Annotated in this window: 11 protein-coding genes; 2 read left to right on the top strand and 9 right to left on the bottom strand. The window is 63.1% G+C overall.

The window, feature by feature from the left end:
- From pncB to pncA, 3 genes are all read right to left on the bottom strand, one after another.
- Positions 1-1,226, bottom strand: a 1,226-nt coding sequence (gene pncB, locus Q0478_RS13100; RefSeq protein ID WP_298679980.1) for a nicotinate phosphoribosyltransferase, incomplete at its 3' end; no start/stop codon positions are given.
- 75 nt (positions 1,227-1,301) lie between these two features.
- Positions 1,302-3,524, bottom strand: a complete 2,223-nt coding sequence (locus Q0478_RS13095; protein WP_298679978.1) for a PAS domain-containing hybrid sensor histidine kinase/response regulator — start codon at positions 3,522-3,524, stop codon at positions 1,302-1,304.
- A gap of 113 nt (positions 3,525-3,637) precedes the next feature.
- Positions 3,638-4,249 (bottom strand): bifunctional nicotinamidase/pyrazinamidase, encoded by a 612-nt coding sequence (gene pncA, locus Q0478_RS13090; RefSeq protein WP_298679976.1) that lies wholly within the window; start codon positions 4,247-4,249, stop codon positions 3,638-3,640.
- Between the two features lie 107 nt (positions 4,250-4,356).
- Here pncA and Q0478_RS13085 point away from each other — a divergent pair, with 107 nt between their 5' ends.
- On the top strand, positions 4,357-5,283 hold the full coding sequence (locus tag Q0478_RS13085; RefSeq protein ID WP_298679974.1) for a rhodanese-related sulfurtransferase: 927 nt from the start codon (positions 4,357-4,359) through the stop codon (positions 5,281-5,283).
- Positions 5,280-5,633, top strand: a complete 354-nt coding sequence (locus tag Q0478_RS13080; RefSeq protein ID WP_298679973.1) for a hypothetical protein — start codon at positions 5,280-5,282, stop codon at positions 5,631-5,633. Before Q0478_RS13085 ends, Q0478_RS13080 begins: the two co-directional genes overlap by 4 nt.
- 6 nt (positions 5,634-5,639) lie before the next feature.
- Here Q0478_RS13080 and Q0478_RS13075 read toward each other — a convergent pair whose 3' ends face one another.
- Genes Q0478_RS13075 through Q0478_RS13050 form a run of 6 tightly spaced genes read right to left on the bottom strand, consistent with a single transcriptional unit; the run spans position 5,640 to position 12,791 of the window.
- On the bottom strand, positions 5,640-7,013 hold the full coding sequence (locus tag Q0478_RS13075) for an FAD-dependent oxidoreductase (RefSeq protein WP_298679971.1): 1,374 nt from the start codon (positions 7,011-7,013) through the stop codon (positions 5,640-5,642).
- A complete protein-coding gene (locus Q0478_RS13070) occupies positions 6,994-7,860 on the bottom strand; it encodes an isocitrate lyase/phosphoenolpyruvate mutase family protein (protein WP_298679970.1) in 867 nt (288 codons plus the stop codon). Before Q0478_RS13070 ends, Q0478_RS13075 begins: the two co-directional genes overlap by 20 nt.
- Positions 7,857-8,477: a cysteine hydrolase family protein gene (locus tag Q0478_RS13065; RefSeq protein ID WP_298679968.1), complete on the bottom strand. Its 621-nt coding sequence runs from the start codon at positions 8,475-8,477 to the stop codon at positions 7,857-7,859. Before Q0478_RS13065 ends, Q0478_RS13070 begins: the two co-directional genes overlap by 4 nt.
- Positions 8,474-10,537 (bottom strand): hydantoinase/oxoprolinase family protein, encoded by a 2,064-nt coding sequence (locus tag Q0478_RS13060; RefSeq protein WP_298679966.1) that lies wholly within the window; start codon positions 10,535-10,537, stop codon positions 8,474-8,476. Before Q0478_RS13060 ends, Q0478_RS13065 begins: the two co-directional genes overlap by 4 nt.
- Positions 10,534-12,228, bottom strand: coding sequence for a hydantoinase B/oxoprolinase family protein (locus Q0478_RS13055; RefSeq protein WP_298679964.1), 1,695 nt, complete (start codon positions 12,226-12,228; stop codon positions 10,534-10,536). The genes Q0478_RS13060 and Q0478_RS13055 overlap by 4 nt, the downstream gene beginning before the upstream one ends.
- The gene (locus Q0478_RS13050) at positions 12,225-12,791 is read right to left on the bottom strand and encodes a nuclear transport factor 2 family protein (RefSeq protein ID WP_298679962.1); all 567 of its coding nucleotides are present in this window, start codon (positions 12,789-12,791) and stop codon (positions 12,225-12,227) included. Before Q0478_RS13050 ends, Q0478_RS13055 begins: the two co-directional genes overlap by 4 nt.
- Positions 12,792-12,923 lie beyond the last annotated feature (132 nt).

Raw genomic sequence — 12,923 nt, 5'->3', positions numbered from 1 at the left:
TCCGCTGGGCCCATGGCTTTGCGGGGGTTGTCGGAGAGTTTGACTGTGGGGGAGCCGTTGGCGGAGACGGCTTTACAGACCATGGAGAAGGGCGCGAGGGCGTTGCCTTTTGTGAGGCCGCGGAAGTCGTTTGTCATGAGCGTGCCCCAGCCGAAGGAGGGGCGGACGCGGCCTGCGAATTGTGCGTGGAGTTCGAGGATTTTGTCCACGTCCAGACCATCGGAGAAGATGACCAGTTTTTTGGTCGGGTCTTCGCCGCGCTCTTGCCACCAGCGGATGGCGGTTTCGGCGGCTGTGGCCGGATCGCCTGAATCGATCCTGATGCCTGTCCAGCCGGCGAGCCAGTCAGGCGCGTTCTTGAGGAAGCCTTCGGTTCCGTAGGTGTCGGGCAGGATGATGCGCAGGTTGCCGTCGTGTTCCTCGTGCCAATCGGACAGCACCTCGTAGGGGGCCTGGGCCAGCTCGGCATCGGAGCGGGCGAGGGCGGAGTAGACCATGGGCAGCTCGTGGGCGTTGGTGCCGATGGCCTCGATATCGCGGCGCATGGCGATGTGGACATTGGATGTGCCGATGAAGGTGTCGGGGCCGAGGCCCTCGAGCATGGCCTGCACGCACCAGTCCTGCCAGAGGTAGGAGTGGCGGCGGCGGGTTCCGAAATCGGCCAGTTTGAGGCCGGGGGCGGCGCGCAGGCGCTCGATCTTTTCCCAGAGTTTTGTCATGGCGCGGGCGTAGAGCACTTGCAGCTCGAATTTGCCCATTTGCCCGAGAACGGCGCGGGAACGCAGCTCCATCAGCACGGCGAGCGCGGGGATTTCCCAGAGCATGACCTCGGGCCATTTGCCCTCGAAGGTGAGCTCGTATTGGTCGCCCACGCGCTCAAGGTGGTAAGGGGGCAGGCGCAGGTTTTCGAACCACTCCATGAAGTCGGGGCGGAACATCTGGCGTTTGCCGTAGAAGGTGTTGCCGCGCAGGTAGGTGCTTTCGCCGCGGGTGAGCGAGAGGGAGCGGATGTGGTCGAGCTGTTCGCGCAGCTCGCCTTCGTCGATGAGCTTGGCGAGGGGGACATCGGCGGCGCGGTTGATGAGCGAGAAGCGCACGGTGGCGTCGGGCTTGTTGCGAAAAACCGACTGGCACATGAGCAATTTGTAAAAATCGTTGTCGATCAGGGAGCGGACGATCGGGTCGATCTTCCATTTGTGATTCCAGACGCGTGTGGCGATGTCCAAGGCTGCGGCCCCCTTGCAAAATGTTGGCGCCACAATGGGGCGGGGCGCGCGGGGGTTCAAGCCCTGAGTGGGGGCTCAGATCTGGTTGAGCCAGCCCATCAGCTCGGCCCGTTTGAGCGGCTTGGAGAGAAAACCGTCCATCCCCGCCGAGAGGCAGGCGGCTTTGTCGGAGGCATAGACATTGGCGGTCAATGCCACGATGGTCGGCTGGACAAGCGACGGATCGGCGCGGATTTTGCGTGTGGCACTGAGGCCGTCCATTTCCGGCATGGACATGTCCATGAAGATCACCCGGGGGGCGTGGCGGCGGGCGAGGCGGACGGCTTCGCGGCCATTGCGCGCATAGATCACGTCCATTTCGGTGGATTTGAGGAAGGATTTCATCAGAAGCTGGTTGGTGAGATTGTCTTCGGCCACCAGCGCTTTCACCCCCGGCAGTTTGATAACGTTGTCGGCGGAGCCTGCCTCGCGGGGCTGGGCCTCATCAGGTGCAGGGGTGAGGGCTTGGGCGAGCTTGAGGGTGATGGTAAAGGTCGAGCCCTCTCCCAGCACCGAGCGGATTGCGATGTCTCCGCCCATCTCGCGGGCGAGAATACGCGAAATGGTCAGCCCGAGGCCGGTGCCACCAAATTCGCGGGTGATGGCCCCGTCGGCCTGGCTGAACTGGTCGAAAATCAGGTCCACACGATCGGCGGGGATGCCGATGCCGGTGTCAGTGACGGCCAGGGTCAGGCTGTGGCCCTCGGGGCTCGTGGTGCAGGACAGATCCAGGGTGACACCGCCTTGTTGGGTGAATTTTATCGCATTGCCGACAATGTTGAGGATGATCTGGCGGATCCGCCCGTCATCGCCGCGCACAAGGGGCGGCAGCGGTGTGGCACAGGTCAGATCGACATAGATCTGTTTTTCAAGCGCCTTTGGCCGCAGGATCGAGAGCGCGCTCTCGACACAGGGCAACAGCTCGAAATCGACCGGGCAAATCACGGATTTGCCGGCGTCCAGTTTGGAGAAATCGAGGATGTCGTTGATGATGCGCATGAGAGCTTCGGCTGAATAGCGGATGGTTTCGACATAGCTGCGTTGCTCTTTGGCCAGCCCGGAATCGCGCAGCAGATCGGCCATGCCGATGATGCCATTCATGGGGGTGCGGATTTCGTGGCTCATGGTGGCGAGGAATTGCGCCTTGGCGCGCTCGCCCTCCTCGGCTGAGTGTTTGGCGCGGGCCAGTTCTTCTTCGTGGTGTTTGGCGGCGCTGATGTCGCGCTCCACGGCGATGACCATTTCCACGGCGCCGTTTGCGTCGAGAACGGGCACCTGATTGGTTTCCACCCAGACTTCGGAGCCGTCTTTGCGGGCATTGAGGATTTCGCTGCGCAGCGGGCGCCCCTGGGTGATGGCGGTGCGGATGGCCTCGCTGGTGGCCGGGTCGGTGGTGGGGGCGTTGAGCAAATCGGCCGGGCGCTGGCCCACGGCTTCCTGAGCGCTGTAGCCGGTGAGCCGTGTGAAGGCGGCATTGACCCAAAGGATGCGCCCCTCAGGATCGGCGACAAAGACACTGTCATTGGCGTTTTGCGCCACCAGCGCAAGGCGGCGCATTTCGCTTTGATGCGCATGGAGCATGGTGTTGGTGAGCGCCAGTTTCTGGCTTTGTTCAAGCAGGCGGTGGGCGCTTTGGGTTTTATGGGCAATGCTGCGGCGGGAGTGTTGCAGGAAGGTGTAGTTGAGGAAGAGGGTCATGGCGAAGGCAAACAGCCCGTAGAGCTGCCCCTCCGGGCTCACGCTTCCCGCGAGCCAGGCATGAGCCATCACCCCGACACCACTGGCCAGCAGGACCGCCAGCCTGACAAGGGTGGCGGCGCGGTGGAAGCTGTAGAGATAGCTGGAGTTGATGCCGCCGCCGGCGATAAAGGCAAAGGCAAAAGCCAGCGTCTCGGCCCCGCCGGACAGTGCGATGGGCAGGCCGATCAGCAAGACGGTGGTGAGCGCCTGCACCGCGGCGGTGAGGGTTGAGACAAAGTAGAGCCGTTTGACGGGGGCACCGGCTGCCAGGCGGCGCGGCACGCCGGCAAGATAGGCGCAATCCAAGAGATCGCCCAGCAGCAGTGTGAGCAGCGCCACCCCCCCGGCCAGCGGGTGCCCCGTGAGAAACAGAACAGCCGCCCCGCCGAGCACAAAGATCTGTCGGAACCAGAAAAAGCTGAGCCGCTGGCGCGCGTAGCGCTTGAGCAAGCCCTCGGGGCTTTGCCGCGCTTCAAACTCGGTCAACCGGTTTTCAAATTCGAGACTGCCTGCTCGCATCGCTGCTTTCACTCTTGGCCTGCATTTGGCCCAGAGTTACGCCTCTGCCCCTTAACGAACAGGTAACAGCCACCCCCTATTTGCACTTATTTTTAGGCGTTTCGCGCCGTGTCTCAGGTAAAGATGCCCTCGCATATCACGCCGGCGGCCTGCATCTGGCTTTTGGCCTCTGCAAGGGAGCCGTTGAGGTCGATGGCGCGGCAGAGGTCTTCCCGGAGGGTGACATGGTAGCCGAGCCGCGCAGCGTCCAGCGCCGAATAGGCGACGCAAAAATCCGTTGCGAGGCCGGTGAGCACAACGGATTTGACGCCGCGCTCTTGCAGGTAGCCGTGCAGGCCGGTGGCTGTGGTGTGGTCGTTCTCGAAAAAGGCGGAGTAGCTGTCGATGGCATGGCGAAAGCCTTTGCGCACGATCATCTGGGCGGCATCGGTGCGCAGGTCGGGGTGAAACGCCGCGCCCTGGGAGCCAGCGACGCAATGATCGGGCCAGAGGACTTGCGCGCCGTAGGGCATATCGACCATCTCGTAAGGCGCTTTGCCTGCGTGCGAGGAGGCAAAGGAGGAGTGGCCCGCGGGATGCCAGTCTTGCGTGAGGACGATGCAGGAATGCGCGTCCATCAGCGCGTTGATGCCTGATACGATCTGATCGCCGCCCGCAACAGCGAGGGCGCCGCCCGGGCAAAAATCATTCTGGACGTCGATGACGAGGAGGGCGGTGTTTGACATGGCGGGCTCCTTGGCTCGGCTCTCTGCGACAATGGGTAGGGGTGCAAAGCGCTAAACTCAAGGGTAAAAGCCTTGCCGAAACCGCGATTCCCAGCTAGGCGAAGCCCATGTTTATACTTGCTGCACTCTATCATTTCACCCCGTTTGACGACCCTGCCGCCATGCAGGCACCTTTGCAGGATGTCTGCCGGGAGAACGGAATTTCCGGCTCTCTGCTGATTGCGCGCGAGGGGATCAACGGCACGATTGCCGGCCACCGTGCGGGGCTGGACAAGGTGTTGGCCTATATCCGCGCGCTGCCCGGCTGCGCCACACTGGAGTGGAAGGAAAGCACCGCCGCGCACCAGCCGTTTGCGCGCATGAAGGTGAAGCTCAAAAAAGAGATTGTCACCATGGGCCAGCCCGATGTGGACCCGCGCGCCCATGTGGGCAACTATGTGGCGCCGGAGGACTGGAACGCGCTGATCCTCTCTGAAGATGTGGCGGTGATTGACACGCGCAACGACTATGAGGTTGCTATCGGCACGTTTGAGGGGGCTGTTGACCCGAAAACCGCAAGCTTTCGCGACTTTCCGGCCTGGTGGGAGGAGAACAAGGAGCGCTTTCACAACAAGCGCATTGCCATGTTCTGCACCGGCGGTATCCGCTGTGAGAAATCGACCAATTACCTGCTCGGGCAGGGGATTGAAGAGGTTTATCACCTCAAGGGCGGTATTTTGAAATACCTTGAGAAAGTGCCTCAAGAGCAGAGCACCTGGAACGGCGAGTGCTTTGTTTTTGACGGGCGCGTTTCGGTGGGCCATGGCTTGCGTGAGGGGCCGCACGAGCTGTGCCATGCCTGCCGCCGGCCTGTTTTGCCCGAAGACAAGGCGCGCGCGACATGGGAGCAGGGGGTGTCTTGCCACCATTGCATTGACGAGACCACCGAGGACGATAAGGCGCGCTTTCGCGAGCGCCAAAAGCAGATCCGGCTGGCCGCAGAGCGAGGCGAGCAGCACATCAAGGTGGATGTGCCGCTTGAGCCGCTCGGATGACGCCTGCGCAGCCCAAAGAGACGGTCTCTTTTGAGGACTTCCAGAAGCTCGATATCCGTGTGGGGACAATTTTGGAGGTGGCCGATGTGCCCAAGTCCAAAAAGTTGGTGCAGCTGCGGGTGGACCTCGGCTTTGCCACGCGCACCGTGCTGGTGGGCATGAAGGGCGAGCGCGATGATCCGAGCGAGATTGTCGGACGACAAGCGCTGTTTGTGGTGAACCTCGCGCCGCAGGTCATGGCGGGGATCACCTCGGAGGCGATGTTGTTTGACATTGGCTATGCTGACGGGGTGACGCCGGTTCTGGCCATGCCCGAAAATGCCGTGCCCAACGGGACGCGCGCGGGCTGAGGCCGATCAGGCGCTCTGGTCCTGCCCTGCGATGCGGCCCAGGACCACGGCTGCCAGCAGGCCATTGCCCGACAGATAGCCGCTGTCTGCGCGACCGGAAACGCCGCAGGCGGCCCCACCCCCGGCAAAGAGGTTCGCGATCGGCTGTCCGCTTTGCCCCATGACCCGGGCGTGGGTGTCAACACGCAGCCCGCCTTGGGTGTGAAACAGCGCTCCGGTCACACGCACGCCGCAATAGGGCGCTTGCAGCGCGCTGGGCCCGAATGGCCTGCCAAAGGAGTCGCGCCCTCCTCGGGGCAGGGCTTTGAGCGTGTCTTGCAGCGCCTTGGCGGGCAGGCCGAGGGCCTCGGCCAGCCCGGCGACGGTTGGGGCGGTTTTGATGGCCCCCTGCGCCTCGGCGTGTTTGAAATCTTCAAACTGGCGGGCGATGGCGGCGATCCGGCTGTCAAAGATCGCATAGGCCTCTCCGCCCGGTTGGGCAAGCACGGCGCGGGCCGCCTCGGAGTAGCCCTGTGCTTCGTTCCAGAAGCGCAGGCCGTCGCGGTTCACCTGCACGCCCCCCTCGGTGATTGTGGCCCAGGTGATCAGGATTCCGTGCGGATGTGCGACGTTGCCATGGCCCTGATAGGCGCCAAGGTGCTGTGTCTGGGCGCCGATGGGCTCGGCCCAGAGCACGGCTTCGCCTTGGTTGCCATCATGGCCAAACCAGAGCCCCTCGCGGATTTGCGGCATATGCTCCCCCACAAGCGCCGGGTTGCCGCCAAAACCGTTGCAGGCCAGGATGAGCCGCGCGCAGCCGATGGTTTCAAGGCCGCCATCGGGGCGGCGTGCGGCGATGCCTTGCACGCGGCCATCGGCGAAATAGAGTGTTGTGGCACGGCGCTCGCAGATAATGTCTATGTCGGCCCGCTCGGCGGCGCTGCGCAGCGCATCAATCAGCTCGCGGCCCGCGCGGGTGGGCAGGCCGTGCATCCGGCGGCGGCTGTGGCCCGGATAATCAAAGTCATCCACGACCGAAAAGGGCAAGCCGTGGGCCTCTGACAGCCAGTCGATCACAGGGCCGGCATTCTGGGCGAGCAGATCAACAAGGGCCTGGTCATTTTCGCCATGGGCCTTGGCTTGGATATCGGCCGCGAACTGTGCGGCGCTGTCCTCTATGCCGGCAGCCTGCTGGAGCTTTGTGCCGGCAGCGGGGATCAGCCCCGCTGACAGGGCCGTTGAGCCAGACGGCAGGGGGTCTGCCTCGATCACCAACAGGTCTTGTCCGGCTTCTTTGGCCGAGAGGGCCGCCACGAGGCCGCAGGCCCCTGCGCCGATGATCAGCGTTTGAACCTCAAGATCAAAGCTGGGGGGCGGGGGTTCAACTGTCGGAGCCGTCATAGCGGGCCCCTGTTTTGAGCATCTCTGCGGTGCCGATCACGCCGTTGAGCCCGTTGAAATCAAACATCCGCTCTGCGAAGGGTTTGTTGGAGCCGTGTGTGGCGAGGCTTTGGTAATAGTCCTGTGCGGTGCGCGCGAGGGCGCGCACGATACCGCCGGGGAAGATCACAATGGAAAAGCCGAGGCGCTCCAGATCTTGGGCGCCCGTGATGGGGGTGGCCCCGCCCTCGACCATATTGGCGAGCAACGGAATGCGCCCGCCAAAGCGCGCGGCGATTTGCTCCAGCTGGGATCTGTCTTGCGGGGCTTCAATGAACAGCACATCGGCACCGGCCTCAAGATAGGCTCCGGCGCGGTCTTCGGCGGCGGCGAAGCCCTCCACGGCAATGGCATCTGTGCGGGCAATGATCAGGGTGTTTTCGGTTGCGCGGGCATCGGCCATGGCGGCAATCTTGCCCACCATTTCGCCTGCGCTGATCAGCGATTTGTCGGCCAGGTGGCCGCAGCGTTTGGGGTAGCTCTGATCTTCGATTTGCAACGCAGAGGCGCCTGCGCGCTCGTAAAGGCGCATGGTGCGCTGGGCGTTGAGCGCGTTGCCAAAGCCCGTGTCGGCATCAATGATCACCGGCAGGGGGGTGCGATCGGCGATCAGCATCATCGTGTCGGCCATTTCCGAGGCGGTGGTGAGGCCAATGTCGGGCCGGCCCAGACGCGTATAGGCGACCGCCGCACCGCTGAGGTAGAGGGCCTCAAAGCCTGCCGCCTCGGCCAGCGAGGCCGTCAGCCCGTCATAGACGCCGGGGGCGACGACAATCTCTTTGCTCTTGAGGCGTGTTCTGAGGCTCATGCTGTGCCCTCTACAAGGGCCAGCATCTGTGCGCAGCTCATCTGGTGGGTGACGGTGCCAAGCGAGAGGAGCGTGGCCTCATGGACCTCGGATTTGAAGGCCGCGCAGCCATCGGTGAGCATGACGGTTTCGATGTTGCGCAGGTGGGCGTCGCGCAGGGTCGAGGCGACGCCGCCGTTGGTGACGATACCGCCGACAATCAGGTGATCAATCTCGAGTGCGCGCATCAAATATTCCAGCCGGGTTTGGTAAAAGGCGGAGTAAGCGACTTTTTCAACCACGAAATCCGCGGGCTGGAGGCTGTCGACAAGGCTGTGCCCAAAGCTGCCGGGTGCGAAATCTCCCGGCCCGAGAAAGGGGCGCAGCGCTTTCAGGTGTGGGGCAATGAGCGGCGTGCCGTCTTTGTCGGGCACAAGGGTGAACTGGGCCGAAAAATAGCGCCCCCCCCTGGCTTGCAAAGCTCGCGCCAGCGGGGCGATCCGGGCGGGCAGGGCAGCGATGCTGGCCGCCGTCTGGCCGGCGCGGCCATAGGCTCCTTCCGGGTGCAAGAAATCGTTTTGCAAATCAATTGTCAGCAGCGCGGTGCGGGACATATCCCAGGTGGTTGGATTGCTCATGGGGCCTTCTCCACAGGTTCGATAATGGTGTTGCCAAAACGGTCCACGCGGCCTTGCAGCCCCGGCTCGATCAGCACGGTGGTGTCTGGCTGGGTGAGGATCGCGGGGCCCTGGATGACACTGCCGACCGGCAGGGCGAGGCGTTCATAGAGGGCGGTTTCATGCCAGCGGTCGCCAAAATGGACCGGCCGGTGGCCAAACGGCGCGGTGCGGCCCGTGCCCGCAGGGGCGAGCGTGCCAAGATCAAACTTGGGGCGCTGGCCCGTCACGGCGCTGCGCAGGTTCAGAATGCGGCGCACGCCATTGTGCAAGAGCCTGCCGAAGGTCGCGCGGTAGGCGGTGTCAAAGGCGGTTTCGATCTCGGCGCGCGCGGGGGCGATGACTTGCCCGGCCTCTGTTTTCACGGTGAGGGGCACGGCGACCGTGTGGGTCTGGCCAACATAGGCCATGTCCAGCTCGAAGCTCAGGGTGCGGGCCTGAAAATTTGTGCGCGCGGCGTCAAGCAGCGCCAGTCCCTGGTCTGCGTGCGCCTGCATGAATTCGGCAAGGGCGTTTGTGTCCAGCTGGTCCACGAGCGCGTTGATGGTTTGCACAAAATCCTGGCGCATATCGGCAATGACACAGCCCATGGCCGAGGTCACCCCCGGGTAGCGCGGCACGATTGCGCGGGCGATGCCCACCTCTGCGAGCATGGCCCCCGCATGGAGCGCACCGCCACCGCCAAAGGGCATGAAGGCAAAGCGCTTGGGGTCAAAGCCGCGCTCGATGCTGACCAGCCGGATTGCGCCGGCCATACGACTGTTGGCCACCTTCAGGATGGCTTCGGCGGCCTCAACCGTGCTCAGGCCGAGGGGTTGGCCGACATGGGTGTCGATGGCCTGGCTCGCGGCGTCCACATCGAGCCGTGCGAGCTTGCCGCCGATCGGATTGTCCGGGTCAATGCGCCCGAGCACGACATTGGCATCTGTCACTGTGGGGCGCGTGTTGCCCAACCCATAGGCGACAGGGCCGGGGTTGCTGCCGGCGCTTTCGGGGCCGATGTTGAGCAGCCCGCCCTTATCGACCCAGGCGATAGAGCCGCCGCCCGCGCCGATTGTTGTGATCTCGATCATCGGGTTGCGCACGACCATGCCGAAATCAATCGAGGTTTGCGGCGAGAGCATCGACTGCCCCTCGGCAATAAGCGAGACATCAAAGCTCGTGCCGCCCATATCGCCGGTGATGACATTTTCAAAGCCGGCGGACTGAGCAATATAGGCGGCAGCGATCACCCCGGCGGCGGGCCCGGAGAGGGCTGTGCGCACCGGCAGGCGGCAGGCGGTCTCGACCGCCATGACCCCGCCGTTGGATTGCACGATCATGAACTCGCCTTCAAAGCCATCTGATGTCAGCGCATTTTCAAGCCGTGCGAGATAACCCGAGACCTCGGGTTGCAAATAGGCGTTGAGCGCGGTGGTTGAAAAGCGCTCAAACTCGCGGATCTCCGGCAGGATCTCGGAAGAGGCCGAAACATGCGCATTGTGCCAGATCTCGCGCAAAACGGCCACGGCGGCCGCCTCGTTGGCCTTGTTGGCATAGGCGTTGGCAAAGAGGATGGCGACGGCCTCGCAGCCGTTGTCTTGCAAGGTTTTGGCGGCGGCGCGCAGGGCGTCAAGATCAACCGGGGTGCGTATCGTTCCGTCAGCCAGCGTGCGCTCGGGCACTTCAAGGCGGTTGCGGCGGTCGACCACGGGCTCAAAATCGCCGCGCAGCCCCCAGGTGCGCGGGCGGTCACGGCGGCGCATTTCGAGCACATCGCGCAGGCCTTGCGTGCAGATCACGCCGGTTTTTGCGCCTTTGCGCTCCAAAAGGGCGTTGGTGCCTGCTGTGGTTCCGTGCACAACCACGGAAATATCAGACAGCGCGCTCACCTCGCGCCGGATGCCATCGAGAAAACCGCCGGACTGGTCTGGCCGCGTGGTGGGAACCTTGGCGACGCGGGCCGTGCCTTCGGCTTCGTTCAGAACGAAGACATCTGTGAACGTGCCGCCCACATCCACGCCGATCATAAGAGTGCTCATGCTGTTTTCTCCCGCCACTCTGGGCCATAGGCTTCATCGGCCTCGGCTGCGCTGACCAGACCTCGGGCCACATCACGGGCGATGGCGTCTGGGCTGCGCGCGCCGGGCGCGCCATAGCCGCCCCCGCCCGGTGTTTCCAGACGCACGGCCTGCCCCGCTTTGAGCGTGATGCCCCGCATTTTTGAGGCCAGGGGCGGGCTGTGCCAGCCGTCGTCCTGCTCGTATTGGAAGGCATTGAGCGCGGCCATACCGCCGCCGGCGATCCCCTTGGGGGCAAAGCGTCCGCGCTCGCCGAACAGGAAGGCCTCGGCGCCATTTTCTTCCAGCACCTCGATTTCGTAGACGGCGCCAAGCCCGCCCCGGTGTGTGCCTGCACCGGCACTGTCCGGGCGCAGCGCCCATGTGCGAAACATCACCGGGTAAGCCGCTTCCAGAATTTCCATGGGCGGGATGGTGGCAGTTGAGATCGGCGCGTTGCCATGGTTGAGACCGTCTGTCTCGATAGAGCCGCCATGGCCGCCGCCGTAGAAGGAAAACATCACCCATGGCTGGCCGTTGGCGCGCTTGCCTGCAATCGAGAGCGCGTTGATGGTGCCGTAGGCATTGGCCACAACCCGCTCTGGTGCGGCCTGCGCAAAGGCTGAAAACACAACGTCGATCATCCGCAGGATCGTCTCGGTGTAGCCACCTGTCGGGGCGGGGAACTGTGCCGCCAGAAGGCTGCCCTCGGGCACGATCACATCGATCGGGCGCATGACACCGGCATTGGCTGGCAGGGCCGGGAAGACATGTTTGATGGCCACATAGGCCGTTGCCACGGTGGTTGGCAGGGCAATGTTGACAGGGCCGGCACATTGTGGCGCGGAGCCGGTGAAATCGAGCACCATCTCGTCGCCCTTGATCTCAAGCGCGATCTTGATTTTTAGGGGGCTGTCGGTGATGCCGTCGTTGTCGAGGTAATCTTCGGCCTCCCAGCGGCCATCGGGTAGCTCGGTGAGTTCGGCGCGCATGAGCGCTTCGGCGCGGTGGCCCAGAGCCTCCAGCGCGGCGGTGATCGTCTCGCCGCCATATTCGTCGAGCAGCTCGTCCATCCGTTTGACACCGAGGTCCAGCGCGCTCAGCTGCCCGTTCAGATCGCCCATAGCCGATTGTGGCAGGCGTGTGTTGCGCAGCAGGATGTCCACGATGTCCTGATTGATCGTGCCAGCGCGGGCAAGCTTCACGGGCGGCAGGTTGAACGCCTCCTGAAACACATCTGTCGCTGCGGGGTTGTAATTGCCGGGCACGGCGCCGCCGACATCATGCCAGTGGCCGACGGAGGCGAGGTAACAAAACAGCGCACCATCGCGAAAATAGGGCCGCACGAGGCGCATGTCGGAGAGATGCGTGCCGCCGATGTGGGCATCGTTGAAAATGTAGATGTCGCCGTCTTGCAGATCGCCGTCTTTGGCGGCCTTTTCGATCACGGCCTTCACGGCAAAGGACATGACACCGACAAAAATGGGCAGGCCCGACTTGCCTTGCACCAGCGTGTCGCCGGAGGTGGCGTGGTAGAGGCCGTGGCTTGCGTCATGGGCTTCGGCGATGATCGGGTTGAAGGCCGCGCGAAACAGCGTGGCGTCCATTTCATCGGCAATTTGTTCCATCCGTCCGGCCAGCACGGAGAGGGTGATCGGGTCTATCGTGCTCATTTTTTTGCGCTCACTTCGGCCATGTCGTTCCAAACATCTTGTTGGGTGATCTTGCCGTCTTTGACTTCAAAACGGTCAATGAAGCGGATGCCTTCAAAGCGGGTGTCGTCGTGATACTCGCCTTGCAGGGTTCCGCGGCAATAGACAATGGCGGCGTCGCCTGCGCCTTGCATTGCGTCAAAGCCCTCGAAGGTTTTGGTGACGAATTTGTAGCGCGGTCTGGACCAGGCAATCAGCTCTTTCAGGCTGTGCATCGGGGCCGTTCCGGGGAAGGTCATGGTGAAGTCTGCGGCGAGCATGGCGCGGGCCTTGTCAAGGTCGCGTGCTTCCATGGCTGCCAGATAGGTGGCCACAAGCTGGGCCGGATCGGGACGGGCGGGCGCCGGGCTGCGCTGAGTGCGGCCGCGGTAGTAATTTTGGGCAGGCATGTCGTGGATCATGACGGTGACCAGCTCTGGAGCCGCCGGCACGACGAATCGCACGGCATCTGTCAGAGCTTCGCCAAGACGTTGTTTTTCCTCCGGATTATATCCGGCCAGCAGATGTAGCTCGACGATCGGCATGGCACCCTCCTGCGCTTCAAGTTGTATTATTTGTAATACAAATATTGTATCTTACCAGCGAAAATTTTTGGATATTATGAATACTAATACTTGCTTTTGAAAGTAACATATTTACGGTCGGGTGCGAATGTC

The organism is uncultured Lentibacter sp., assembly GCF_937123735.1.
Lineage (GTDB): Bacteria > Pseudomonadota > Alphaproteobacteria > Rhodobacterales > Rhodobacteraceae > Lentibacter.
The sequence above is the reverse complement of the archived record's forward strand: the minus strand, read 5'-3'. Positions and strand labels throughout refer to the sequence as shown.

Coding starts and splice junctions, on each gene's coding strand:
- Q0478_RS13080 (WP_298679973.1), top strand. CDS start 5,280: ATGACGCCTGCGCAGCCCAAAGAGACGGTCTCTTTTGAGGACTTCCAG.
- Q0478_RS13055 (WP_298679964.1), bottom strand. CDS start 12,228: ATGAGCACGATAGACCCGATCACCCTCTCCGTGCTGGCCGGACGGATG.
- Q0478_RS13075 (WP_298679971.1), bottom strand. CDS start 7,013: ATGACGGCTCCGACAGTTGAACCCCCGCCCCCCAGCTTTGATCTTGAG.
- Q0478_RS13095 (WP_298679978.1), bottom strand. CDS start 3,524: ATGCGAGCAGGCAGTCTCGAATTTGAAAACCGGTTGACCGAGTTTGAA.
- Q0478_RS13050 (WP_298679962.1), bottom strand. CDS start 12,791: ATGCCGATCGTCGAGCTACATCTGCTGGCCGGATATAATCCGGAGGAA.
- Q0478_RS13065 (WP_298679968.1), bottom strand. CDS start 8,477: ATGAGCAATCCAACCACCTGGGATATGTCCCGCACCGCGCTGCTGACA.
- Q0478_RS13070 (WP_298679970.1), bottom strand. CDS start 7,860: ATGAGCCTCAGAACACGCCTCAAGAGCAAAGAGATTGTCGTCGCCCCC.
- Q0478_RS13060 (WP_298679966.1), bottom strand. CDS start 10,537: ATGAGCACTCTTATGATCGGCGTGGATGTGGGCGGCACGTTCACAGAT.
- Q0478_RS13085 (WP_298679974.1), top strand. CDS start 4,357: ATGTTTATACTTGCTGCACTCTATCATTTCACCCCGTTTGACGACCCT.
- pncA (WP_298679976.1), bottom strand. CDS start 4,249: ATGTCAAACACCGCCCTCCTCGTCATCGACGTCCAGAATGATTTTTGC.